The organism is Daejeonella lutea (assembly GCF_900168015.1).
GTDB lineage: Bacteria > Bacteroidota > Bacteroidia > Sphingobacteriales > Sphingobacteriaceae > Daejeonella > Daejeonella lutea.
The window spans coordinates 1433315-1457872 of record NZ_FUYR01000001.1; the positions used below are offsets into that span (position 1 = coordinate 1433315).

The 24558-nt window shown below is 43.3% G+C and carries 22 protein-coding genes; 9 read left to right on the forward strand and 13 right to left on the reverse strand.

Annotation, left to right across the window (positions count from 1 at the left end; translation table 11 throughout):
- The first annotated feature begins 37 nt into the window (after positions 1-37).
- Together B5X60_RS06360 and B5X60_RS06365 are read left to right on the forward strand one after the other, a co-directional pair.
- Positions 38-1420, forward strand: a complete 1383-nt coding sequence (locus B5X60_RS06360; protein ID WP_079701766.1) for an arginine decarboxylase — start codon at positions 38-40, stop codon at positions 1418-1420.
- A 155-nt stretch (positions 1421-1575) separates the two neighbouring features.
- Positions 1576-2109 carry a DUF695 domain-containing protein gene (locus B5X60_RS06365; protein WP_079701767.1) on the forward strand — a complete coding sequence of 178 codons (534 nt, stop codon included), beginning with the start codon at positions 1576-1578 and terminating at the stop codon, positions 2107-2109.
- On the opposite strand, the gene B5X60_RS06370 is transcribed toward B5X60_RS06365, so the two are convergent.
- The 5 genes from B5X60_RS06370 to alaS form a co-directional block, all read right to left on the reverse strand.
- Positions 2106-2825 carry an RluA family pseudouridine synthase gene (locus B5X60_RS06370; RefSeq protein WP_079701768.1) on the reverse strand — a complete coding sequence of 240 codons (720 nt, stop codon included), beginning with the start codon at positions 2823-2825 and terminating at the stop codon, positions 2106-2108. The genes B5X60_RS06365 and B5X60_RS06370 overlap by 4 nt on opposite strands.
- 166 nt (positions 2826-2991) lie before the next feature.
- Positions 2992-3681, reverse strand: a complete 690-nt coding sequence (locus B5X60_RS06375) for a response regulator transcription factor (RefSeq protein ID WP_079701769.1) — start codon at positions 3679-3681, stop codon at positions 2992-2994.
- Between the two features lie 103 nt (positions 3682-3784).
- Positions 3785-4882 carry a peroxiredoxin family protein gene (locus tag B5X60_RS06380; RefSeq protein WP_245803470.1) on the reverse strand — a complete coding sequence of 366 codons (1098 nt, stop codon included), beginning with the start codon at positions 4880-4882 and terminating at the stop codon, positions 3785-3787.
- Positions 4879-6351, reverse strand: coding sequence for an Asp-tRNA(Asn)/Glu-tRNA(Gln) amidotransferase subunit GatB (gene gatB / locus B5X60_RS06385; RefSeq protein WP_079701770.1), 1473 nt, complete (start codon positions 6349-6351; stop codon positions 4879-4881). Before gatB ends, B5X60_RS06380 begins: the two co-directional genes overlap by 4 nt.
- Positions 6352-6481: 130 nt before the next feature.
- On the reverse strand, positions 6482-9097 hold the full coding sequence (gene alaS / locus B5X60_RS06390) for an alanine--tRNA ligase (protein ID WP_079701771.1): 2616 nt from the start codon (positions 9095-9097) through the stop codon (positions 6482-6484).
- 153 nt (positions 9098-9250) lie between these two features.
- Here alaS and B5X60_RS06395 point away from each other — a divergent pair, with 153 nt between their 5' ends.
- Both B5X60_RS06395 and B5X60_RS06400 read left to right on the forward strand, forming a co-directional pair.
- Complete coding sequence (locus B5X60_RS06395; RefSeq protein ID WP_079701772.1) at positions 9251-9586, forward strand: MerR family transcriptional regulator; 336 nt, start codon at positions 9251-9253, stop codon at positions 9584-9586.
- A 3-nt stretch (positions 9587-9589) separates the two neighbouring features.
- The gene (locus B5X60_RS06400; RefSeq protein ID WP_079701773.1) at positions 9590-10519 is read left to right on the forward strand and encodes a diacylglycerol/lipid kinase family protein; all 930 of its coding nucleotides are present in this window, start codon (positions 9590-9592) and stop codon (positions 10517-10519) included.
- Here B5X60_RS06400 and B5X60_RS06405 read toward each other — a convergent pair.
- The 5 genes from B5X60_RS06405 to B5X60_RS06425 are packed head-to-tail and all read right to left on the reverse strand — an operon-like array spanning position 10491 to position 17306.
- The gene (locus tag B5X60_RS06405) at positions 10491-11546 is read right to left on the reverse strand and encodes a metallophosphoesterase (RefSeq protein ID WP_079701774.1); all 1056 of its coding nucleotides are present in this window, start codon (positions 11544-11546) and stop codon (positions 10491-10493) included. The two genes, B5X60_RS06400 and B5X60_RS06405, sit on opposite strands and share 29 nt — an antisense overlap.
- A gap of 37 nt (positions 11547-11583) precedes the next feature.
- Positions 11584-12360, reverse strand: a complete 777-nt coding sequence (locus B5X60_RS06410) for an enoyl-CoA hydratase/isomerase family protein (RefSeq protein WP_079701775.1) — start codon at positions 12358-12360, stop codon at positions 11584-11586.
- Between the two features lie 36 nt (positions 12361-12396).
- Entirely contained in the window at positions 12397-14493 is a 2097-nt protein-coding gene (locus B5X60_RS06415) for a ComEC/Rec2 family competence protein (protein ID WP_079701776.1), read from the reverse strand.
- A gap of 1 nt (position 14494) precedes the next feature.
- Positions 14495-16525, reverse strand: a complete 2031-nt coding sequence (locus tag B5X60_RS06420; RefSeq protein WP_139377381.1) for a ComEA family DNA-binding protein — start codon at positions 16523-16525, stop codon at positions 14495-14497.
- The gene (locus tag B5X60_RS06425) at positions 16515-17306 is read right to left on the reverse strand and encodes a PorV/PorQ family protein (RefSeq protein WP_079701778.1); all 792 of its coding nucleotides are present in this window, start codon (positions 17304-17306) and stop codon (positions 16515-16517) included. Before B5X60_RS06425 ends, B5X60_RS06420 begins: the two co-directional genes overlap by 11 nt.
- Positions 17307-17469: 163 nt before the next feature.
- On the opposite strand from B5X60_RS06425, the gene B5X60_RS06430 reads away from it, so the two are divergent.
- The 4 genes from B5X60_RS06430 (at position 17470) to B5X60_RS06455 (ending at position 22105) form a co-directional block, all read left to right on the forward strand.
- Positions 17470-18141 (forward strand): DUF4412 domain-containing protein, encoded by a 672-nt coding sequence (locus B5X60_RS06430; protein WP_079701779.1) that lies wholly within the window; start codon positions 17470-17472, stop codon positions 18139-18141.
- Positions 18142-18335: 194 nt separating this feature from the next.
- A complete protein-coding gene (locus tag B5X60_RS06435; RefSeq protein WP_079701780.1) occupies positions 18336-20198 on the forward strand; it encodes an LTA synthase family protein in 1863 nt (620 codons plus the stop codon).
- Positions 20199-20425: 227 nt separating this feature from the next.
- Complete coding sequence (locus B5X60_RS06445; RefSeq protein ID WP_079701782.1) at positions 20426-20824, forward strand: hypothetical protein; 399 nt, start codon at positions 20426-20428, stop codon at positions 20822-20824.
- 222 nt (positions 20825-21046) lie between these two features.
- Positions 21047-22105, forward strand: coding sequence for an NAD(P)-dependent alcohol dehydrogenase (locus tag B5X60_RS06455; protein WP_079701784.1), 1059 nt, complete (start codon positions 21047-21049; stop codon positions 22103-22105).
- Between the two features lie 346 nt (positions 22106-22451).
- On the opposite strand, the gene B5X60_RS18560 is transcribed toward B5X60_RS06455, so the two are convergent.
- Together B5X60_RS18560 and B5X60_RS06470 are read right to left on the reverse strand one after the other, a co-directional pair.
- Positions 22452-22796, reverse strand: coding sequence for a four-helix bundle copper-binding protein (locus B5X60_RS18560; RefSeq protein WP_079701786.1), 345 nt, complete (start codon positions 22794-22796; stop codon positions 22452-22454).
- A 26-nt stretch (positions 22797-22822) separates the two neighbouring features.
- On the reverse strand, positions 22823-23482 hold the full coding sequence (locus tag B5X60_RS06470; protein ID WP_079701787.1) for a DUF305 domain-containing protein: 660 nt from the start codon (positions 23480-23482) through the stop codon (positions 22823-22825).
- Between the two features lie 203 nt (positions 23483-23685).
- Between B5X60_RS06470 and B5X60_RS06475 the strand changes: the two genes are divergently transcribed.
- A complete protein-coding gene (locus B5X60_RS06475; protein WP_221406207.1) occupies positions 23686-23829 on the forward strand; it encodes a hypothetical protein in 144 nt (47 codons plus the stop codon).
- Between the two features lie 139 nt (positions 23830-23968).
- On the opposite strand, the gene B5X60_RS06480 is transcribed toward B5X60_RS06475, so the two are convergent.
- Positions 23969-24352 carry a VOC family protein gene (locus B5X60_RS06480; protein ID WP_079701788.1) on the reverse strand — a complete coding sequence of 128 codons (384 nt, stop codon included), beginning with the start codon at positions 24350-24352 and terminating at the stop codon, positions 23969-23971.
- Positions 24353-24558 lie beyond the last annotated feature (206 nt).

Consider the following 24558-nt stretch of genomic DNA (forward strand, 5'->3'; position numbering starts at 1 on the left):
TATATGCTTTTTATATCTTTGCCAAAATTATAAAAAAATGCAGAGTTACGCGGAGTTTCTTGATTTAAGCGTTGGCTTCCCACAGGAAGGTTTTGATATCATCGATGATGAGCTGTACTTCCATGATCTAAACCTCATGGAAATGATAGAAACCTACGGTTCGCCGTTAAGGTTCACCTACCTTCCGATCATCAGCAAGAAGATCCAGCAGGCAAAACTTCTATTTCAGGGAGCAATTGTAAAGAATAACTACCGGGGTAGTTATAAATATTGCTACTGCACAAAAAGCTCGCATTTCAGGCATATTGTCGAAGAAGCGCTAAAGAACGACATCCACCTGGAAACATCATCCGCATTCGATATGCCGATGATTGACGCTCTTGAGAAAAAAGGATCGTTAAATAAGGATATCACAGTTATCTGCAATGGATTTAAAACCTTCCAGTACAAACAGTATATCATTGATATGCTGCATGACGGGTTTAAAAACATCGTGCCGGTACTTGATAACAAAGAAGAATTCAATATTTATGATGATGAGCTGGACATCCCCTGCAGCCTTGGTATACGTATTGCGGCAGAGGAACAACCAGACTCACAATTTTACACTTCGCGGCTTGGAATTCGTCTTGAGGATGTAATCGACTTTTACAATCATAAGATTGCCCAGAACCCTAACTTCAAAGTTAAGCTGCTCCACTTCTTTATCAACTCCGGAATTTCTGATACTCCGTATTACTGGAATGAGCTTGAAAAATATGTAACGCTATACTGTAAGTTCAAGAAAGTGAATCCTGATCTGGATACGCTGGATATCGGCGGCGGGATGCCTTTCAAAGACTCCCTGGTTTTCGATTTCGACTATGAGTACATGGTAAACGAGATTGTCAAACGAATTAAAGAGATCTGTGCTGAGCATGACGTAATTGAGCCGGATATAATCACTGAATTCGGTAAATACACTGTGGCAGAAGCTTCAGGCATATTATATAAAGTATTAGGACGGAAACAGCAGAACGACCGGGAAAAATGGCTGATGCTTGACGGCTCATTTATTACTAACCTTCCGGATGTCTGGGCACTTAACCAAAAATACATCCTGGCACCTGTGAATAACTGGGATTCTGAATATGAGCGGGTTAACCTTGGGGGCATAACCTGCGACGGGCAGGATTATTACAGCCAGGAAGCCCATATGAATAACGTCTTCATGCCTAAAACGCGAAAGGTGCAATATCTTGGATTTTTCCATACAGGAGCGTACCAGGAAGTCCTCAGCGGTTATGGCGGTATCCATCATTGCCTGTTACCTTCACCAAAGCACGTAATCATCAGAAGAAACCGGGATGAGACGTTTAACTTCGAGGTATTTGGTGAGGAGCAGAATAGTAAGCAGGTTCTGAAGATATTGGGTTACTAACCGGACGGAGATTTTTAACGCAAAGGTCGCAATGGTTTTCGCGATGGCCGCAAAATAGTGTACCGAGCCTAACCAAAAACTTATCATGCTAAGTGCAATCTTTGCGCTCTTACGTTGTGCTCTACGTTCTTTGCGTTTCAATTTTGCACTATAAAATGAAAAAACTCTACATCCTACTATTCTGCATACTGCCACTTGTCTCTTGCTCACAAAGCAATAGCAAAAAAGAAACTGCTGGTACCGAAAAAGCAGCCCCTTCCAAACCAGAAGATGTTTTCACTACCCTGAAGTTCGAGATGGACAGTAAGCCCGCGGTTGCTGTTATTAATAAGCAATACAAGAACTATAAGAATAAAGCGACATTCCCGCTGTCGTTATTCCTGACGGTAAACACCACGGATAAAGATCAGAACGGGCATCCTACAGAAAAAGAAGCTGTAATTTTCCACGAGCTGCAATCCCGAATTATTCGAGAACTGAGTAATGCTTTCGTGTACTGCCATGTTGGAACAACAACAATGAACGGCTATCGTGATATCCTGCTATACATTAACCCTGAAAATCAGGATAAGGCGACAGCGATACTGAATAAGATTAAAGAAGAAAATGAGCGGTTCAGCTCTTATACGTTTGAACCTGATCCTGAATGGGAAGCGGTGGCTCCATTTTACGAGGCTGTACCCAATTAAGCGTCAAACTTATCAAGTAATTTGATCAGCGTTGCAAAATCCTTTGGGTAGGGAGCTTCGAAAGACATTTCAGTGTTTTCGTCAATTTTAAAAGTCACCTGCCGTGCATGCAGTGCGAAACGTTTCATGATAGGCAGCTCTTCCTGATCCTTACCTAAACGATATCCACGCTTTATCTGAGACAAATACACTGGCAAGCCTCCATACATTTCATCACCGGCAATATTAGCCCGCTGTGAAGCCAGATGGATCCTGATCTGGTGCATGCGGCCGGTAATTGGCCGGCATTCTACCAGGGTATAATGTTTATAGTATTTAAGTGAATTGAAGATCGTCTCGGCCGGTTTACCCTCCTGGCGGTTAATTGCAACGTTTTTACCACCCAGGTTTAGAATTGGCAGATCTACATGCAAGTCCTCAAAAACCTGCGTGCCGTTTATTACCGCATGGTAAACCTTGTTCACTTTACGATGCTCAAATTGCATGGAAATAAAGCGGTAGGTTTCTGGATTCTTGGCAATTATCAAAGCCCCAGATGTCTCCCGGTCGAGTCTATGACAAATCTGCGCATCATCCGAATACTGCTTTGCCAACCGCAGCAGGTTGATCTCTCCGCCTTCACGATCGTCAAGCGAGCTTAGGAACGCGGGTTTGTTAACGACAATGAGATTGGGGTTTTCGAAGAGGATGAGGTCTTTAAATGCAGGGAATTTCACAGCTAATGGATTTCCGCAAAGGTAGGGATTTTTCGGGAAAGGACTGAGAATAGGCTTTAGGACTTAGGTATTAGGGACTTGCCAAAGATGTTTAATTCTGAAAAATTTCAAAATGGATAGGGACCCAGCACCTAAGACCTAAAGCCTAAAGCCTCACACCTAACCCCTATTTCTCCTCAAACTTATACCCCACCCCCTTAACCGTTGTTACGTAACGGTCGCCCAGCTTCTCGCGTAGTTTGCGGATGTGGACGTCGATTGTACGATTGGTGACTACTACAGATTCCTCCCAGATGTTATTGAGGATTACGTCGCGGGTATAAACTTTGCCTGGTTTAGAAGCAAGCAGGTATAACAATTCAAATTCTTTTTTCGCAAGGGTAATCCGTTCACCATTCCTGAAAACAAGAAATGCCTCGCGATCAATGATCAGATCGGCAATTTCAAGCTTATTCTCTTCTTCAGATTCTGCCTGCACATTCCGTCGAAGAATAGCATTTACGCGGCTGGTAAGCGCCCTTGGCTTAATGGGTTTTGCGATATAATCATCCGCACCAACGTTAAACCCGGCTATTTCAGAATATTCCTCGCTCCTCGCGGTAAGAAAAACCATGAACGTGTTTTTGAACTCATTCATCGACCGCAGGATCCTGCACGCTTCGATACCATCCATCTTAGGCATCATGATGTCAAGAATGATCAGATCTGGGAGTACGCGCTTTGCCTCAGTTACAGCTTCCTGGCCATTGGTAGCGGTATACACCTGATAACCTTCCTTTTTCAAGTTGTATTCTATAAGTTCACGGATATCCGGCTCATCATCAACAATAAGGACCTTATGCTTAGCTGTACTCATAGATGGATTATTTTTTATAAAAGTAAGCTGTTAATTACACTAAATCGTTAAGCCAGCATTAAGAAATTGTAAAGACATGCTGCCTGTTAACACTCTGATGTTCTTATTTTAATGTCTCAGACAGGAATTTCTCCAGTTCCGGACCCCTTAAATTCTTAGCTACTATCTTGCCGGTACGGTCGATCATAAATGAAGCTGGAATGCCCTCCACCTTATATAGGGCCGCAATTTCGCTGTCCCAGCGCTTCAGATCAGATACATGATTCCAGCGGAGGTTATCGTATCGAATTGCACGCATCCAGTCACCTTTGTCGTCGTCCAGTGATACTCCCAGCACGTCGAACCCTTTCGCAGCAAAAGCCTGATGCTGTTTTACGATATTCGGGTTCTCTTCACGGCAAGGACCACACCAAGATGCCCAGAAATCCAGTAATACATATTTCCCTTTGTATTCAGATAGTTTTATTGGGATCCCTTCAGGATTATTTAGCGCAAAGTCAGGCGCCATTTGGCCGACCGACACCGTTTTGATGCCTTCCATCTTTTTGACGAACATCGTCACCGCCTTGTTTTTAGGGAATTTAGGCTTAATCTCTTCAGCATATTTGATGAGTTGCTGCTCATATTTGTTTTGATCGATGGTACCGGCCGCATAAAAAGCAGCGAGGTTATCCTTGTTCTCCTCGACAAACTTTAAGACTGTCTCGGCATATTTATCCATGTTCGCCTGAAATTCAGGCATTATAACTTTGTATATGGAATCCCTTTTTGATGTATCTGCGGAAACCTTGGCAGCATATTCGGCCTGAAGTTTCTGGTAAATCTTTCCAAAATCGCTTTGCATCATATTTACCTCCTGAACCTTTGCAGATTCATCAGAACCTTTAATTGTGTAGGTGTTTGTGGTATCAGAGTAATTAGTATTAAGCTCTATTTCTTCGCCATTCTTACCAATAACCAGGAAATTCTTTTCACCGATCACCAGCGTATAGAAATTCGGATCTGGTGCTACACGTCTGAATTTGAACTCGCTGTCTTCATTAAGAAATGCAGAATCAACCAGTGAGTCGGCTTCATAAAGGAGGATCTTTTTCACTTCACCCGGATTTTCTACTTTTCCGGAGATATTCAACTCATTACTGTTTTTGCAGGATGCTGCAAAAACGATTGCCGCAAAGGCGCCTATGATTAATTTTTTCACGATCTGTTCTCTAATTTCTCTACTACTAATTTATTTGCAACCTGGGGATTGATCTTACCCTTCGACTTCTTCATGATATCACCCATGAAAAGCCCCAGCACACCTTTTTTACCGTTTTGGTATTCCTTTACCTTATCGGGATACGAACCCAAAACCTCGTCAATAATACTGCTTAATTCGTCACTTGACGTATCAATTAAAACACCCAATGCTTTCGCAGTATACATAGCCGGCAGTTCCGGATTGGCGATCATTTCAGGGAACACCTTTTGAGCAGCGACCGAGTTATTAATCGATCCGTTATCGATAAGGGTAATTAAATCTGAAAGTGCTGCGGGCTTCACACTAAAGTCAGCAATGCTCTTTCCATTGTCATTCAACCAGGACCTAACAGCGCCATTTATCCAGTTCACCCCTGATTTAAAGTTTGTGTTATAAGTGGCAAAGGTTTCGAAATATGCAGCTGTGTCTTTATCTGACGCTATTGAATCTGCGTCGTACTCTGACAGTCCAAACTCTGCGGTATAACGGTTTATTTTCTGTGCCGGCAATTCCGGAATGGAAGCGGCTATCTCATTTATATATTCTTCATTAAGTACCAGTGGCTGCAGATCCGGTTCGGGGAAATAACGGTAATCATTTGCCATTTCCTTTCTACGCAAAGGACTTGTGGTACCCGTTTCGGCGTCAAAATTGAGCGTATTCTGTTCGACATGCCCTCCAGCTTCAAGAATACCGACCTGGCGTACAAATTCATGCTCAATTGCTCGCTGCAGGTTTCTCATAGAATTGAGGTTCTTCACTTCACATCGGTTACCGTACTCTTTCGCACCTTTGAGACGGACTGAGATATTAGCATCACAACGGATACTGCCTTCCTCCATGTTGCCATCGCAGATATCCAGGTATTTCACCAGCTTTCTGATTTCGTTGAGATAGGCCGCAGCTTCTGCCGCAGAGCGGATATCGGGTTCGGATACCACTTCCAGCAAAGGCACGCCCGCACGATTCAAGTCAATCAGCGAATCGCTGTCGTCCTGATCATGCATACTCTTGCCCGCATCATCTTCCATGTGAATGCGATGGATCCTGATCCTGGATTTAGCCTGGTTAGCGGTCTGGATATCCAGATATCCTTCTTTGCAAATCGGCTCACTGTCCTGCGTGGTCTGGAAGCCCTTGGGAAGATCGGCGTAGAAGTAATGCTTACGATCAAAATGGTTATGCATGTTGATGCCGCAATTTGTAGCCAACCCCAACTTGATAGCATACTCAACCACTTTTTTATTTAGTCGTGGCAGCGTTCCCGGCAATCCTAGGCTAATGGGACTGATGTTCTCATTCGGTCCTGCACCAAAACCCGCTGAGTCTGTAGAAAATATTTTGCTCGCCGTTGACAGCTGCACGTGGACCTCAAGGCCAACAACCAGTTCGTACTTATCTTTTATACTATCGGGAATTACCGTCATTGATGCAAAGGTAGTGAATTGAGATTTGAGAACTGAAAACTGAAAACTGAAAGTGGAAGTATGACTACACCCTTACTTACTTTTTTCGCATTCGCCCAGTACGCCTGCTTCAGTTTTCAGCTTTCCCTTTTCAGTTTATAAAAGTTCTCGCCTTAACTAAAGCGGCGTCTATCCCCGAGGCGTCCTTCCCTCCTGCCGTAGCAAAGAAGGGCTGTCCGCCGCCGCCCCCCTGGATCTCTTTCGCCAGTTCACGTACGATATTTCCGGCATTGAGGTTTTTTTCCTTTACCAGATTTTCAGAGATCATAACAGTAAGACTAGGCTTGCCATCGGTATCGGCTGCGAGCACCAAGAATACATTATCCAGAAGATCCTTAATTGAATAGGCCAGATTTTTAATCGCATCCGCATTCGGCAATTCTACTTTCTGAGCCAGGAAATTCACCCCATTTACATGCTCAGCCAGCTTTACCAGTTCATGCTTTAATCCGGCAGAACGTTCGAGTGTATTCTTATCGATTTCCTTTTTTAGTCTGGCATTCTCTTCCATCAAGGTTTCCACCGCTTTCTGAAGATCTTTTGGATTCTTAAGCAATTCCTTTAATCCCGACACCTGGCTAATTTGCTCATTAAGGTATTGCTCAGAACGCTCACCAGTTATAGCCTCTATCCTACGAACGCCAGCCGCAACTGCGCTTTCAGAAATGATCTTAAAGTAACCGATCTGTCCGCTTGCCTTGACATGTGTACCTCCACACAGCTCTTTTGAAAAATGATCATCAAAGGTGATGACCCTTACAAAATCGCCATACTTCTCACCAAACAATGCGGTGACACCTGACTTGATCGCATCATTATATGGAACCGAGCGCTCTTCTTTCAACTGAATATTTTCACGCACTTTGGCGTTTACTATCTTTTCAATTTGACCAAGCTCTTCAGCGGTCACCTTTGAAAAATGGGAAAAATCAAATCGCAGGTAATCGTTGTTGACCAAGGAACCTTTCTGATTAACATGAGTTCCAAGAACCTGCTTTAAAGCAGCGTGAAGCAGGTGAGTTGCCGAGTGATTGTTCTCGGTATTGGTTCGCTTTGAAGGATCAACCACTGCCCAAAAAGGACCGGTCAATTCAGGGGGCACCGTCTCGAGGTAGTGGACAATCAGCCCGTTTTCTTTTTTTGTATCGATTACAGGATATTCAAATAAGCGCGATGCATCTTCCAATTTTCCCACATCACCGGCCTGCCCGCCGCTCTCGGCATAGAATGGAGTGATGTTAAGAACTACCTGGTATTGTTCTTTCCCTTTAGCGGTAACCCTACGGTAGCGCAGAATTCGGCATTCAGTTTCCAGCTCATCGTAGCCAACAAATTCGACATTATCACCAGGATTTACCACAATCCAGTCGCTGGTATCAATAGCAGTAGCGGCACGCGAGCGGTCTTTTTGCTGCTGCAGCTCCAGCTCGAAAGCCTGCATATCCACCGTCCAGCCTTTTTCGCGGGCCATAAGCTCGGTCAAGTCAATCGGGAAGCCGAACGTATCATATAATTCAAAGGCAAAGTCGCCTTTTATCATTTTATCAGATGTATCAAATCGTTCGAATCGCTGGATGCCAGTTGCCAGGGTTCTCAGGAAGGAATTTTCTTCTTCCAACACTACCTTCTGTACAAAATCCTGCTGCTGTTTCAACTCGGGGAAGACGCCATCAAACTGATCAGCCAGGATCGGAACCAGCTGGTTCAGGAATGGCTCTTTAAAATTGAGGAATGTAAAGGAGTAACGAACGGCACGTCGAAGGATCCTGCGGATCACATAACCAGCCTTATTATTCGAGGGCAAAGTGCCATCCGCGATACAGAAACAGATCGCGCGAATATGGTCTGCCATAACCCGCATGGCAATATCCGTCTTCTCTTCCTTACCATAAGCAATACCCGACTTTTGGGCAATATACTGGATCAAAGGCTGGAATACATCCGTGTCGTAATTAGAAGCCTTTTGCTGTATCACACGCACAAGACGTTCCAATCCCATCCCTGTATCAACATGCTGGTTAGGAAGCTTCTCGAGGGAGCCATTCTTTAGACGATTAAACTGCATGAATACATTATTCCAGATCTCAATAACCTGGGGATCATCGTTATTCACGAGGGTTTTGCCATCAATTCGCCGGCGTTCGGCTTCAGGGCGCATATCAACGTGGATTTCTGAACATGGACCGCATGGACCTGTCTCGCCCATTTCCCAGAAATTATCTTTCTTGTTTCCCAGAATGATCCGTTCTTCGGCTATATACTGTTTCCAGATATCATATGCTTCCTGGTCTTTCGCCAGACCTTCTTTTTCATCCCCTTCAAAGACAGAAACATACAGCTGATCTTTAGGTATCTGGTATACTTCGGTGAGCAGTTCCCAGCTCCAGGCAATTGCTTCTTTTTTAAAGTAATCGCCAAAGCTCCAATTGCCCAGCATTTCGAACATGGTATGGTGGTAAGTATCTATTCCCACTTCTTCAAGATCATTATGCTTACCCGACACGCGCAGGCATCGCTGAGTATCGGCTACACGAGGATGTTTTATTGGCGCTTCACCAAGAAATAAGTCCTTAAACTGGTTCATGCCCGCATTGGTAAACATCAATGTCGGATCATTCTTTACTACAATAGGTGCGGAAGGAACGATCTGGTGGCCTTTTGATTTGAAGAAGTCTAAAAATGACTGGCGTATTTCTTTGGTGGTCATGGCGGCAAATATAAGGAGATGAGGCGAGATACGAGAAGCGAGATGCGAGATTTAACCCATCTCCCAACTCGTATCTGGATTCTCGTTTTTCGATTCTTGTTTCTCATTTCCATTTCCCAAATAAACCTTACTTTTATACCGCAAACCACCACCATGCCATACAAAGAACGCGACATAAACAAACTCTACTACACCATGGGTGAAGTAACGGAGATGTTTGACGTAAATGCGTCGCAGATCAGGTTCTATGAGCGGGAGTTTGAGATCCTTCAACCCAAGAAGAATAAAAAAGGGAACCGGCTATTCACGCCAGACGATGTTGAGAACCTAAAGATCATTTTTAATCTTGTTAAGGAGAAAGGCTTTACCCTTCAGGGTGCTAAAGATTATATCCGGAATAATAAAGGCGAGGTTAAGGAAAACCAAAAGGTGATTGATTCGTTAGAGAAGCTGAAGCAGTTTCTCCTTGAAGTCAAAGAGCAGCTTTAAACCATGAAGCAAGCACTAAAAACTGCAAAAAGCCGTACCAAAGTCTTATTTGTAATCAACCCCAAATCCGGGTCAGCACAGGATGATACCCTTAAAGACCTTATATCGGAACAAGCCGAAACACAAAACTTCGATTTCCAGATCTATAATATGACCGGGAATGACGAGGCACGGATCAGCACAGAAATTAAAAGGTTCCGCCCCTCAATTGTTGCCGCAGCAGGCGGCGATGGTACGGTGAAGATGGTTGCAGGCATCCTGGCTAATACCAAAATTACCCTCGCTATCATCCCCTATGGTTCAGCTAATGGCATGGCAAAAGAGCTTTATATCAGCGATATCGATTTTGCGCTCGAGCTCCTGTCAGCAGGAAAAGTTAAGCCGATTGATCTTATTAATATCAATAAGGAGATCTGTATACACCTGGCGGATGTTGGATTGAATGCAAGGGTAGTTAAACGCTTTGAAAAAGACCCTAAGCGCGGCAAGTTAATCTATGCTAAGCACCTTTTCGGCGAGATGTTCTTTTTGAAAAGCTACCGCTTCCAAATCAAGCATGATGATGAGGAGATCTCCCGCAAAGGAGTTTCTATCACCTTCGCCAATGCCATGCGATATGGTACCGGAGCCATAATAAACCCCCACGGCATATTGGACGACGGCAAATTTGAATTAGTGATCGTAAAGCCATTCCCACGTGTACAGTTGATGTCCATTGCCTGGAAAATGTTCAGAGGGAAATTGCATACATCCGATTATGTTGAGATCATTTCCTGCGAGGAAGCTACGATCATTAGCAGCCGGAAGACGACCCTGCAAGTTGACGGCGAAGTCATAGGAAAGGTGAAGGAGATCAAGCTTTCTATCATGCCAAAAGCGCTCAGTGTACTTGTACCAAAGGATTTTAAGACAGAGGCTGTTCGTAAACCATAGTTCCCTTATCTGATACCGGATCAACAACCCAGGCCGAGAGGACAGCTGTTCCGTCAGTATCGAACCGGATCTTAAAGAAGCCTTTAGCTTTCATTCCAAATTTAAGGTTCTTGCCTTCCTGCAGCACATACTTCAGCTTTGAGCCCGCTCCGCTTACCACATAGTGATTATCATCCTTGGTTATATGCTGCAAATTATGCTCATGCCCGGCAGCGTAGATGAGGCCCTTATGTGATTTAAAGATCTGGATGAGGCGCTTTCGCATTAAGCGATAACGCGGATGCGCAATATCTTCCTTTGCCCCAAAGTACTTGCGGTAAATCGGCAGCAGGGAACCAATAAAAGGGAGTGGAACGTATGCTTTTTTATGGTAAACTGTAAAAGGAAAAAGATGATGACGCAACTTATAACGCCCTCCATGAATAGCATAACTATAAACTGGGGCATGACCAGCAATGATAATCCGCTTGCCCTTATTATTGTCAAGGATCTTTTGCAGGTGTTCAAAAAATTCATTTTCTGAATTCACACGGCAGCCGCAGCTTTGCCCTATCGGCCGAAATCCAGATTGAAGCCACCACTGCGTATTGATCAGGACCATGGTGACATTAGGGTTTACATTAATTTCTGTAGGGCCCGGACAACCGCCTGACGGGAGCATAACATTACTACCAAAGAGCTTCTCCAGATACTTCTCCTGGCGCAGGATATATTCATACCCATCCTTGCGGCCCTTGTTCCAATCGTGGTTCCCTGAAATAAAAAGAACCTTGCCATGATAATCCTTTATTGCTTCATAATGAGCTTTTAGAGCATCTTCGGCGTCTTTGTAAAGAATATTGGATTTAGGGGGTAGGCCGCGAGGGTAAATATTGTCGCCCAGGAAAACCACCGCCGAATGCTGGTTTTTATCAAAATGGCATTTCAGCGTTTCCATCACCGGGTCTGGCTTATGCCTGTTGATGTTCCCGGTATCCCCGATCAGGAACACTTCGTATGGCTTATTTTCGCTTTTTTTGGCTCGCATCCCTATATCTAACCCTGTAAATGCGATCCTGTTTTTATTACCAACCCAATTTCTCCTTATTTAAAAAGGAAGCAATGCCTTTTTTACAGTCTTCTGAAGAGCGGGTCTGGACATTCAATTTAATAGCGGCTTCGAGACTCTCTTCAAGGTTCAGGTTCTGGGCAGTATGAAGGAGTTGTTTGGTAAGTGCTACTGACTGACCTGAAGCACTGACTGCCATACGTTCAGCATAATTTCGAACTGAGGAAGCAATCTCACTTTTTTCGGTGACAAAATTTATCAGTCCGTACGACGATGCCGTAGCTGCATCAATCAGATCGCCGCTTAATAATAATTCTTTCGCACGGCCCTCCCCCAGCTTACGCACCAGGAAACAGGAAACCAATGCTGGTATAAAACCAATACGGACCTCGGTATAACCGAACTTACTTTCAGGGACAGCATAAACAACATCACATACCGCCGCCAATCCGCATCCGCCAGCAATAGCGTGGCCTTCCACCTGGGCGACAACCAGTTTTGGCAAAGTGTAAATATTCCAGAGTAACTCTTTAATTGCAATAGTGTCTTCAAGATCATCCTGCGAGGAATTATTCTGCAGCTGCTGGAGGTATTCGAGATCCGCACCGGCGCTGAAAACCTCACCGGCTGCCTTAAGCACTACTACTTTTGCATCATTGTCGTGCCCGGCCCGCAAAAACTGGTCGGTAAGTTCTTCAACGAGCGCCGGATTTAGAGCGTTGCGCTTTTCAGGACGGTTTATAGTAATGTATGCTACGCGGTTTTCTGTTGAATATTTTGTTAGTTCTGTCAAAGCTTGTCGTGTTGTAATCAAAAATACCTGAAAAATTTAAAGGTTCAGGACTAATGCCGGGTTTTTCTTCAATACGTAATATTTATAACCATGCTTATTCGCCTCAGCGATCCAACGCTTTATTTTATAATCCGGATTAGTCGCATCAATTACGATCTTCTTAAAAGTCAGATATGAAGCGATTTGATTTAAACTAATATTCGGATTATTGCTTATCAGCACAATATCGGCAGCCAGGCCATGTGAAAAACTTCTACCATCAAAATTCTTATCCCATTTAATAATCCTGATACGACCGAACTGGTAAAAGTTTGAAGTGCCGAAATAGTCGTGAGTTGAAAAGGATTCTGATTCGTTATAAAATCTTTCCTGGCCGGAGCCAAAACTTTTTACCGCAGGCAACAATGAAAAGTTCAGAAGCTTCTCGCCCGGATTTATATCACTTATTATTATGCTTCGACTTCGTGTGACAAATGCGATACCACTTTTCTTCTTAAGATTATAGAAGATAATGCGTTGCTGAGTGAAATTGCTGATCGATTCCCTGCAGATGTTTAAAGTGAGAACGAGCAATAACAGAGCTATTGGCAGATTCATATTTCGAACGTTAAGCGATAATCGAATGCTGATCAAGATAAGTAAAAGGCAAATCAGAAAACATTCTGTTGCCGTTATCCAAATTCCATCAAGACTCGAAAATGGAAGATTCTCAATATAATAAAGGATCTCGTTGGTAAAATTTATGAGTAAACTGAGAATTTTTCCAGCATAAATTAATACTACAGAGTTGGGGATGAACATGAAAAGTATACCCGAATACATGATAATGGCTATCGGCAAAACGATCAACAGATTGCTTAGCAGAAAATAAACCGGGAATTGATGAAAGTAATATACACTAATCGGGAACGTAGCTATTTGAGCTGCTAACGACAAGGCGCTGTAACTCCAGATATAGTCTAGGGCTTTTGTTTTTATCTCAAACAGCTGATAGATTTTGGGGTGAAAGTACACGATTCCTGCCACCGCCAGGTATGAGAGCTGGAAACCTGCATCCACTAAATAAAAAGGATTATAAATCAGCAAGAAAAATGCAGAGATCGCAATAAGATTATAGGTGTTTTGACTCTTATTCAGGGCTTTACCAATGACGACGAAACTTAGCATTACAGCTGCACGGGAAGCCGGCGCCGAAAAACCAGTGATAAGAGCATAAAACCAAATAACGGTTATAATCAAAAACGCACGAATCAAACGGGTGGTTTGTGTTTTACTCATAAACCGGAGGGCGACCGACAACACCATAAAAACAATTCCAACGTGCATCCCGGAAACCGACAATACATGCATGGTTCCGGTTTTAGAATATGCTTCTATTATTTCACTGCTAAGTTCTGCCCGGTAACCTAGAATCAACGTCGAAGCAAAAGCAGCTGCATTTTGATCGGGCAAATACCTATAGAATTTGTCTACCAGATGTTTTCGCAAGTCAAGTGCAAATGATATCAATGGATTGCCCTGGCTATGATTAACTAAATAATATTCATCCCCCTGAAGAAACAACTGTTGATGAATTTGCCTGTCAGCGAGGTACCCTCTGTAATCAAATTCACCCGGATTGTAAGGCGGATCAATGCTGTCTAAAGCAGCAGGAATCAACAGCAGGTCGCCATACTTGAGGGTTCTTTCCTGCTTATTGCCGGCCTTTATTGACACCATCACTTTTCCAGTTGCGGCACGGTATTCATTTTGACCTAAGCTGAAGAGCACACGCGCTTCAAACCTCGATACCGCGCCAGTTATCTTAGGTTCATTTTTCACTTCAACCACGTATGCATCCGCAGAATGAAGAGTAAAATAATTTGCAGAATACTTTTCGGACGCCCGGACTGTTAGCCAGTAAGCCGCGATTATGATCAAAATGTGGACGGTTAAGCCCAATAGCCACTTGTAACGGTACAATGCCAGCATCTTGTAATAAACTATGAGTATGAGCAACAGCAAAAACACAGCAAGAGCCAGAATGGGAGAAACATAGAAAGTAAGGGCGCCGGTAAAGCGGTATGCTATTAGTATACCGATGATCAAGGGTATGATAAGCCTGACGAACGGTATTTCACCCTTATAAAACATATCAAAATTGAAGCCTCAGTTGCAACTTAAGGTCTGATTTGCTGTTACCAGAAATCTTATCGTTTCCTGAGCCAACCTCATCCTGACCCAGAAAACTTGAGATAGCATATCTGATCCAAACGTCCACACCACGGTTTATTGAATACCTTCCATTAAAGTAGGTTCTTAAACCCTTCCCCTGATAGGCAGGAACAGAATAGCCGTACAACACATCATTTTCATAAGCGTAAATTCGCGAATTGAAACTTCCAGTTTCGAACATTGCGAACCGAATATTACCGGCAAACTTTGAGCTTAATGGTTTGTAAATAATGTCCTGGTAACTTAGAACCCCAAACTCTCGCCTGGTGATTCCCTTTTTAAATGATGATATCTCTAGGCGACTTCTAGCCGAGAAGCGGTCATTCAGCTTGTAAGCCAGTTCGATCCGATAGCTTTGCTTCTCAACATTTTCGAGGCCGCCAAAAACGCTGGCCTCGTCGGCATTTTCTTCCTTTTGCTGGAACTTAAATCTCCCGGAAATTTTGAACTTCTTACTTATATTATGGCTTAGCTGAGCGAGCATCTCATGTCCCTGTGAAGGAGCATCTACTTGAAACTTAAGCCAGGGAAACCTAAAGAGATCGAAATAGCTTACAAATTCGGTTTTAGGATTAAATTTTATAGTTAAGCCAGCATATATACCACGTTCATTTGTGGCTTTGGTAGATTCAGACAATCCCTGGTTGAACAGGGAATGGTAGTCTCTTGCATAGTTGCGATAAAGTAATAGCCCGGAAACCTTGCCCGACAAACTTGCCAGAACTCCAGTCAGAAATGCCGATCCGGATAAGAGACCTTTGGCCGCTTCACCAAAAAAGTATGCATTTTTAAAACTGTATGCATAATACAAGCCGACATTAGTAAGCGAGCGACCCGTGAAATCGTACTTCTTGTATAAAATATCGCTATTGCCGAATGGCTTGCTAAAATGGCTTCTATAACCGGAAAGCCCAAAAAGCAAGCCCTGACGCAAGTATTGAGCATTTGCACCGTAAACAAGTTGGGATATCAAATTTTTATTCTGCAGCTCAGAAGGTGTTCTGTGTAATCCGCTAATGCTGATCGAACTAATCGCATTACTCCCCGTTAACACGGCATCTACCCTATTATAAGAGATGAATGGTGTTATTGACAACGACTTCGAACCAATAGTTAATGCAGTACCTCGTAAGAAAGAAGATTCGTTTACGGAACTATACGGGCTGAGCCCGTGGCCCTGTTTTACGACAGTTGTTAGCCCAGCACCTTTACCAAACCCCAAACCCGACCACAAAGCCAGTCCCTGCCCGAACTGCAGGGAATAATCCCCAACTACCAATTTCTTCACCAGGCGCTTACCCCTGAAAAAGATGTTTGCCGAATAAAAATCAAACCCCCTGCCCCCGTTTCCCAAAAAACGTTCCCCAGCATCTTTTTCCATATTTAAGGAGACAGCAATTTTGCTTGAATAATTAAATCTGTATCGTGCAAAAATCCTTTCGGGAGATCCAGAATATTTCGCGTTCGATGAGTCTGAAGAAACGAAACCGATCTGTTTTTCCATCACTGTTCCTACCCTGAGGATAAGGTCATGTTCGCCACGAGAAATTGCCCGATTAAGGGAGATGCCAGAGAATAATTCAGGAGGATTTAAGACCAAAAAATTTGCAAGCCAGCGCGCAATTTCAACACTAAATCCATCGATACTCTGTAATTCCAGAATATCATGAAATGTGCCGCTTTCATCGCGGTGCTGAATAAACTTTTCAATCTGAAGAGGCGATAGAAATATCAATTCCTGAAGTTGCGAACTCGTAAGCAGGTTGATGTTCAATGGATGCTTTTTATAATAGTTTAATCGTTCAGTAATTTCGGAGTAGTCCCGATCCTCGGGTGAATTATCTGCTATATACTCAATCACCTCCTGGACCGGATCCTCATGATCAGCTTGAGCGATACACAGGAGAGGTATGAACATTAGTAATATCACGGACGGGAACCTAAAACTCATATCCCAAAGCAATTTGAGGCGTATAGCCAAGGTTTTGGTGGGATGTCACTGCGACATCCACATGAATTCTTTTGTGATTTATACCGAAGCCTGTGTATTGCTTGAAGGGATTGGCTGAGACCCCGCCCCGTAATGAAAACCAATCCACCAAATTGTATTGTATTCCTGCCATCCCATCCAGGGGATCAGTTAAGACCTTGCGAACATCCAGGGACATCAATATTCTATCACTAATTATGTATGAGGCGCCAAAAGAGAGCTTAACCGGTAACCCGGGATCTGTTTCAATAGTATACCGGCTTCGGTTCGGGTTAGAAAGATGACTTGCAATTGTGAGATTATCGGTAAGTTTTAGCTGAAAGCCCAGCTCTACAGTGTAAGCCTTGGCGGAACCATAATTTTTGATATTTAGCTGGTGAAATCTGGCACCGACCGCCATAGTAAATGAATCGCCAAAACCTTTAGCGTAGAATAAGCCGGTCTGTATTTCCTTGTACTCACTAAAGCCATACGAATCGAAGCTAGCTCCGATCACGCCTTGTGAAAAGGGAGCAGCAAACAAAGCAGTCTGAGTACTTAACTCTTCATCCAAAAAGCGCTGCTCATACGCCATCGTGAGATGCGCCCGCCTCAGTCTGGCAATACCCGCAGGGTTTTGCTGTAGAGACCAGATACCGGACACCGCTGTGCCACCTGATCCCATTGCGGAAAGTATTGGTCCCGGGTTTTGCGCCTTTACGTCGGCACATAATAGCATGAATAAAAAAAGAAGAAACTTCATACCTGAAATTATTGAAGCACTTCAGAGTAGGAAAATGGAATTATTTAACGGCAAGCGTAACAATAGCGGATAATATAAGTCTGTTTTGTAAGTTTTACTATATTACATTTATAAAGGCCGGGATTAAGTTTATGGCCCTAACCAAACAAAAACTAAAAAACTAATGAAAAGATTGATTTTTACCGCCGCTGTACTGCTTTTGGGAGCAGGAGCATTTGCACAAGGGCCGAAAAAGGTAACAGAAGGAACACTGACTTATGGAGTAGAATGGAATTTGCCTGAGCAGATGAAAGCTATGGCAAGCAATTTCCCTACTGAGATAAAGGTACATTTCAAAGGAGATTCTTCCAGCCTGAAGACTGGCTCGCAGATGTACAGCAGCACGAACATCACGAATTTGAGCAAGGAATATGAGCGTTTATTGCTGGAAATACCTATGATGAACAAGAAATATTCGGTGATCTTTACCCCTGCCGATCAGGATAAAATTGCTGCGAATGCCCCTGATCTGGCAATCAAAGCCAGCACTGAAACAAAAACAGTTGCCGGTTATAATGCTACAAAATATGATGTGACTGAAAAGAAAAGCAATGCCACTTCTACCGCATGGTTTACCAAAGATGTTGAGGTGAGCACTCAAAACCCATTAACCCGCTATTTTGACAAAGGTCTTGGCTTTCCGGTTGAATTTACCTCGTATATGAACGGGCTAAGCGTTAAAGCTACATTGAAAGATGTTAAAGCAGAATCTGTGCCTGCAGGAACTTTTGGTGCGAGCAAAGATTTCGAAGAGATCACTTTTGATCAGCTGATGCAAATGCAAGGGGGCAGGTAAACTGAACAATAATCATTTTAACCGCAGAGACCGAAAAGGTTTCGCAGAGTGCGCAGAGTTGCACAGCGAATTATTTTCATCTTTGCGCTCTCTGCGTAAAACTCTGCGTTCTCCGCGGTAAAACCTATGGGTACGCTTCCCTTAACACAATCTTTAAAGCTTTTTAACATTCGGCGAAATTCATAACTTGCCCTATGTTAAAAAGCTTCTTCGTTTTTTTCCGGTTTTACCTCTTCTGGATCCTGTTCTTTGCACTCGACAGGTTAGTTTTTCTACTTTTTTTTACTGATCAATTAGGGAATGTAAGTTTCGGCGAAAAGGCAGCAACTTTCTGGTATGCACTACGGCTGGATTCAGCAATGGTGGCTTATATTTCAGCAATTCCGCTGATATTTTATACTATCCAACTCTTTCTCAAAAGAAGCTTTCTACCCCAATGGGCAGGGAAAGCTTATGTCATATTCCTGTTGGTGGTGTTTGTTTTTGTGGGTGGATTTAACTGGAACCTGTACCGCGAATGGGGATCGAAGATCAATTACCGTGCAGTGGATATGGCTTTCAATTCAACGAAAGAAGCCATGGCATCCAGCGCTTCACAACCGATCTTCCTTTCGGCCTGCGTAGTTTTCGTACTTTTCGTGACGGGGCTTCTGCTGGCATGGCTGCTGATTGACTTCAGGGTTGCCGATAGGGGGAAACCAATATTTTACAAGATAGCGGGGAGTTTTACAGCTATTGTCGTGCTGGTACTGATGGCCAGAGGTGGCTGGCAGTTGACGCCGGTAAATCAGAGCATGGCATATTTCTCGAACAAAACTATACTCAACCATGCCGCAGTTAATACAGAATGGAATCTATTGCAAGATATCATCAATAATAAGTTCGCGACTAAAAACCCCTATAAATACTATTCGGCAGAGGAATCTGCAAAGATCGTCGCCGAGTTATTTCCCAAGCCGGTAACAGAAACCGATCTAATACTCACTACACCAAAACCAAACGTCGTCCTGATCATCGTGGAAAGTTTTACCGCTGCCCTGATCGAAAATCTGGGCGGTGAAAAAGGTATTGCTCCTAATATGGCTGAACTGAGTAAACAAGGACTGTTGTTTACTGATATTTACGCTGCCGGCGGGCGCACTGACAAAGGCGTGGTTGCGACACTGAGTGCATTCCCCTCGCAGGCGATCCGCACCATAATGAAACAGAATGATAAGCAGGAAAAGCTGCCGGCAATTGCGCAGGACCTGCGGAAGAATGGCTATGCTACTTCATTCTACTATGGCGGCGAAAGCGAGTTCTTCAACATGAAATCTTATATCCTGGGGCACGATTATGAGCGGCTGGTGGATGAGCACTCTTTCGATAAAAAAGACATGAATTCGAAGTGGGGTACCTATGATCATATGGTATTCAGGAAGAATGCTGCGGATCTCGACAAGGAAAAACAGCCCTTCTTTTCGACGATCTTAACCTTGACGAACCACGAGCCTTTCGAAGTGCCGGGCACACCGAAGTTTAAGGGTGATGATGTCGATAATAAGTACCGGAGCACTTTCTTTTATACGGATTCATGCATTGGCGCGTACGTTAAGGAGGCTAAAACTAAAGCGTGGTATAAGAACACGCTATTCATTGTGATAGCTGATCACAGTCACAGGCTACCGGGAACGATTTCAGAATACGAAGCCAAACGCTACCATATACCTTTGCTGTTTTTCGGGGATGTGCTGAAACCTGAAGTACGCGGAAAAACTATCGACCGCACAGGCAGCCAGACCGACCTTGCTGCTACCCTGCTCAGCCAGCTTAGAATTGGTGCTTCACGTTATACCTGGAGCAAAGACCTGCTGAACCCGGGAACAAAAGAATTCGCGTTTTTTAACTGGGATAATGGGTTTGGGTTTGCCAATAAGGATCAGGTAATCTCCTTCGACAATGTCGGGAAAAGCATTATCCTGCGCAGCGACTCAACAAATGTGAAGCATGATGCTGAGTTGACACGGTATGGTAAGGCGTATATGCAGAAGGTGTTTCAGGAGTATTTGGATTATTGATTTGAGTATCAAGAATCAAGTATCAGGAATCAAGATTAGCGCAGTTAATGTGAAACGGGTGTTAACGATTAAGTGGATACCTTCGGTTATAACACGATTGGGGTTTACCGTTTTTATTTGGGATATTGGAAAAGCCAAAGCTGGCGGAGGCATGAAAAAAATCACTATTTTCTTTATTCTGTTGTCGATTGCTGCGTGCGTTCAGGCTCAATTTTTAAGTGATTGAAATGGGCAAGGATAGAGCGGCATTAAAGTACCCGGAACTCATGATAATATCACTCGTAATCATGGCATTATTGTCTTTTTTTACGGGTATTCAGACCAATAAGGGCTATTGGTCTTTGTTCAGGTGGGAATTTGAGTCCCTCGCTTACATGAGTGATCTAGAAGGCAGTATATTGGTTAGAACCGTCATATTGTCCTTGTTAGTTATACTATCGCACATAGGTGTTTTATCGCTGATATTACTGACCAAATACAGATATTTTGAGCATTTATTGTTTTTTCTGCCGCTTGCTTACATGACTTTTTTCGCGCTTTTGATGCCTGTGGCTGTCTTACTTCTGATACCATTTATGCTCACGTGGGCTGTAGCCATTGGGATTGTAGCGATTAAAGTCAAATAGATTTAAATTTAGACACTGCCAATGGAGGTCGCGGCTTTCGTCGGGATGACAGGGTTCATTGTGGGGGCTGGAAGGAAGCAATTTGCCATCCTATTGCTATCGGATTTCGACAAAGCCCGTCTGCTGGGCATACACCCTGGAAGCTCGAGTCGTTGCAGCATTAATCTAAAATATGACGAAATTTATGTCAAACTTTATTAGCACATTTAAGGTACTTATATCATGGAAAAATTCGAAGTAAAAGCATATGGAGCCGCATCAACAACGGCTGATCTGAAAGAAATAAATATAAGCCGCAGACAGGCTACTGATGAAGATGTGGAAATTGACATCCTGTTTTGCGGGGTGTGTCACTCCGATCTGCATACTGTACGGAATGACTGGGGCGGAAGTATCTACCCTTCAGTTCCTGGGCATGAAATAATAGGCCGGGTGACTAAGGTTGGCAGTGCCGTTAGCAAATTCAAGGTCGGTGATCTTGCTGGTGTTGGCTGTATGGTCGATTCATGTGGTATTTGCCCAAGCTGTAAAAAAGACCTGGAACAATACTGTGAACCAGGATTTACCGGCACTTATAATGGCAAGGATAAGCACCTTGGAGGTCATACTTTCGGTGGGTATTCAGAGAAGGTGGTAGTTAAAGAAAGCTTTGTTCTGCGTGTACCAGAAAACCTTGATCCGGCAGCTGCTGCTCCCCTATTGTGTGCTGGTATAACAACCTGGTCGCCGCTTAGGCATTGGAATGTAAAAGAAGGCGATAATGTTGCGGTGGTTGGCCTAGGTGGCTTGGGTCACATGGCGATAAAACTTGCAAAAGCAATGGGTGCTAATGTAACGCTGTTCTCCAGATCTCCTGAAAAAGAAAAAGACGCTAAAGAACTGGGCGCTGACGCCATAGTTATTTCGACCGATAAGCAGCAAATGGCAGGTGCAAAAAATAAATTTGACCTGATCATTGATACAGTCCCTTATGTTCATGATGTGAATGAATATATCCCAACACTTACCATCAGCGGAACAATTGTTCTGGTAGGTTACCTTGGGCCGCTTGAACCCATGCTCAACACGGTGCCCATGATCCTCGGCAGAAAGTCTGTTGCCGGTTCTGTGATCGGCGGTATTGCAGAAACCCAGGAAATGCTGGATTTCTGTGGCAAGCATGGTATTGTTTCAGAAATTGAAATCATCAAGATGCAGGAAATCAACGAAGCATATGAGCGAATGCTGAAGAGTGATGTGCGGTATCGGTTTGTGATTGATATGGGAACTTTGAAAGGTTAGCGGGTGTTTGGCTTTAGTGATACGTATTTGTTAATTCGATTATGTCTGTGAAATCCCAGCTTCCGCTTTGATGACAAACAATGTTGGGGGAAATAGGGGTAAGCATTTGGCAGCTGCGGTCAGCCCTATGCTTACCCCCTTTTTTGCAATGGCTCATTATCATAATGTTGCTCAAAGTCATGCATTAGATCTGCTGCCAATCGCCGTATACCAAACGGAAAACCACCTTCTTATCTATGCTAAGGTTTGTTGCTCTGCGTATCTGAGCAGCCCGACCAGCAACTTATATTCTCTATGATCAAATTATGGTCGCTAGAATATTTTAGTGCAAGCTATTGAGGGGATACTAAGCAGCCCTTGCCATTTGCACACACGCTTCAGCACATCTGCGGCATGCTTCAGCACATTCTCTGCAATGATCCATACCCATCGACGCGTGTTTTTCGCATTCCTCCGCACAGGCATTACATGCGTCCGCACATATTTTGCACAGTTGAGAGCTGTACTCACTACCAAGGCTCATGACTTCCGCAGCGGAGCGGCAAATAGCAGCACATTCCATGTCTAGCTGAATGCATCGACGCATCATTTTAACCTCTTCTTCTTTTAAACATTCCGTGGCACAATGACTACACGCTATTGCACATGCTACACAAACATCTATACAGTCCTGAAATTTTTGATGTGACATAATTTTATTGATTGAAGTGTATAACTTTATTCAGTCCAATTTTTAAACTGCTCAATTTCCTTTTTCTGATCGGCTATCATTTTTTTAGCCATTGAAATCAAAACAGCGTCTTTTCCAAACTGTACAAATCCTTCTGCCATCTGCACAGCACCCTCGTGGTGAGGAATCATCATTTGTACATAGTGTTTGTCTGTAGACGAGGTACTATCCATTTTAGGCATATCCATCATCATCGTCATGTTCTGATCCATCATCTTGGCAAACCCCTGATCTTTCATGGCAGGATCATAATTCTTTTCAGGATTTTTATGCTTATCAAGGAAAGCCTGTAAATCATTAATTTCCTTTTTTTGCGCATCTATAATATTTTGCGCCATTTTCTTTACCTCCTCATCTTTACCTGACTCAAGTTCGGCCTGTGACATATCAACAGCAGCTTGGTGATGACTTTTCATCATCATGGCAAAATCATAATCTACATTTCCAGTCATTTTCATTTGATGCATATCAGTCATCATTTTGTCCATAGCCTGCTGCATACCTGAATTCATAGGCATTGCCCCCACTTCCATGTCATGGGTATCTATTGTAGAATCATGTGTATCAGACGTCGATGTATTGTTTTGACAAGAGGAAAAAACTAGTGCCGTCGCAAAAGCTGCCATCTTTATAGTGCTTATTTTCATACTAAGAATTGTTAAATAAATCAATCTGAACTATACATATAAGTGACAGTTAAGAAAGTATTTTGTTGGTTTTTTTTGACAATAGCAGTTTTTAAGAATGCAAAATCATGCTCATCGGAGGGTTCACGGGAAGATAGTCAACGACTACAAGCGGAAAATTTGTTGCCGGTTCGGTGATCGATGGTATTCCTCAAACACAGGAAATGCTGGATTTCTGCGGTGAGCATAATATCGTTTTGGAATTTGAGGTAATTAGGATGCAGGGGATTAACGAAGCTTATGCATGGATGCTGAAAAGTGATGTGCGGTATCGGTTTGTGATTGATATGGGGACATTGAAGGTGTAAAGGGTAATGAGCATTGGGATTTGGGCTGTTAACTAGGAGCTATAGGCTTGGCTTATGTGAGATCGGTTACCCTGCTTCATCAAGGACATGGATTAAAGGTATAACATGGTAGGCTGCTTGGGCAGACTTGTGTGAACCTTTATTCCTTTTGAAGAACCGATAGAAAATTACCGTCTGGATCCTTGAACCACGCGATCATCTTCGGGCCCCTATCGCCTCTTAGAATTCCTTTTTCATCTGTTTTAAACTCGTCATAATTATACTGCTCAAAAGAAATTCCTTTAGAAGTGAGGAGATCAACAGTTTTTTCAAGGTCCTTTACGATAAAATTAAGTACAGTAAACGTGGCGGGCTGATGATCCGATTTTGGATATATGAATACATCATGGCCACCAGTCAGCTTCAATGCGAGTCCTTCTGGTTGTTTATCAACATCCAACTGTAAAGTTTCACCATAAAATTTCTCCGCGGCTTCAATGTCATTTACAGAAAAGCTGCTGAATACATTTGATTCTCTGAGCATACGTTATCGCTTTATGATAGAAATACAATTCAGCTACTTTAATGTTTAGTGATAATCACAGAATTAATTAAAACATAGATCCTATATCTAAGGTTAATAAGCGGACAGATTGGTCGGACGGCGGAATTTATTCCGAAAAACAGGCTGATGGTTGATACCCAAATAGTAAACAAACATCCACTATGGACCAAATCATATTGGCGCAT

What these genes read in the sequence shown, in the direction of transcription:
- B5X60_RS06400 (WP_079701773.1), top strand. Translation starts at nt 9,590, where the DNA reads ATGAAGCAAGCACTAAAAACTGCAAAAAGCCGTACCAAAGTCTTATTT.
- B5X60_RS06470 (WP_079701787.1), bottom strand. Translation starts at nt 23,482, where the DNA reads ATGAAAATAAGCACTATAAAGATGGCAGCTTTTGCGACGGCACTAGTT.
- B5X60_RS06480 (WP_079701788.1), bottom strand. Translation starts at nt 24,352, where the DNA reads ATGCTCAGAGAATCAAATGTATTCAGCAGCTTTTCTGTAAATGACATT.
- B5X60_RS06360 (WP_079701766.1), top strand. Translation starts at nt 38, where the DNA reads ATGCAGAGTTACGCGGAGTTTCTTGATTTAAGCGTTGGCTTCCCACAG.
- B5X60_RS06425 (WP_079701778.1), bottom strand. Translation starts at nt 17,306, where the DNA reads ATGAAGTTTCTTCTTTTTTTATTCATGCTATTATGTGCCGACGTAAAG.
- B5X60_RS06455 (WP_079701784.1), top strand. Translation starts at nt 21,047, where the DNA reads ATGGAAAAATTCGAAGTAAAAGCATATGGAGCCGCATCAACAACGGCT.
- B5X60_RS06475 (WP_221406207.1), top strand. Translation starts at nt 23,686, where the DNA reads ATGCTGGATTTCTGCGGTGAGCATAATATCGTTTTGGAATTTGAGGTA.
- B5X60_RS06405 (WP_079701774.1), bottom strand. Translation starts at nt 11,546, where the DNA reads ATGCGAGCCAAAAAAAGCGAAAATAAGCCATACGAAGTGTTCCTGATC.
- B5X60_RS06445 (WP_079701782.1), top strand. Translation starts at nt 20,426, where the DNA reads ATGGGCAAGGATAGAGCGGCATTAAAGTACCCGGAACTCATGATAATA.
- B5X60_RS06415 (WP_079701776.1), bottom strand. Translation starts at nt 14,493, where the DNA reads ATGTTTTATAAGGGTGAAATACCGTTCGTCAGGCTTATCATACCCTTG.
- B5X60_RS06365 (WP_079701767.1), top strand. Translation starts at nt 1,576, where the DNA reads ATGAAAAAACTCTACATCCTACTATTCTGCATACTGCCACTTGTCTCT.
- B5X60_RS06420 (WP_139377381.1), bottom strand. Translation starts at nt 16,525, where the DNA reads ATGAGTTTTAGGTTCCCGTCCGTGATATTACTAATGTTCATACCTCTC.
- B5X60_RS18560 (WP_079701786.1), bottom strand. Translation starts at nt 22,796, where the DNA reads ATGTCACATCAAAAATTTCAGGACTGTATAGATGTTTGTGTAGCATGT.
- gatB (WP_079701770.1), bottom strand. Translation starts at nt 6,351, where the DNA reads ATGACGGTAATTCCCGATAGTATAAAAGATAAGTACGAACTGGTTGTT.
- B5X60_RS06375 (WP_079701769.1), bottom strand. Translation starts at nt 3,681, where the DNA reads ATGAGTACAGCTAAGCATAAGGTCCTTATTGTTGATGATGAGCCGGAT.
- alaS (WP_079701771.1), bottom strand. Translation starts at nt 9,097, where the DNA reads ATGACCACCAAAGAAATACGCCAGTCATTTTTAGACTTCTTCAAATCA.
- B5X60_RS06395 (WP_079701772.1), top strand. Translation starts at nt 9,251, where the DNA reads ATGCCATACAAAGAACGCGACATAAACAAACTCTACTACACCATGGGT.
- B5X60_RS06430 (WP_079701779.1), top strand. Translation starts at nt 17,470, where the DNA reads ATGAAAAGATTGATTTTTACCGCCGCTGTACTGCTTTTGGGAGCAGGA.
- B5X60_RS06435 (WP_079701780.1), top strand. Translation starts at nt 18,336, where the DNA reads ATGTTAAAAAGCTTCTTCGTTTTTTTCCGGTTTTACCTCTTCTGGATC.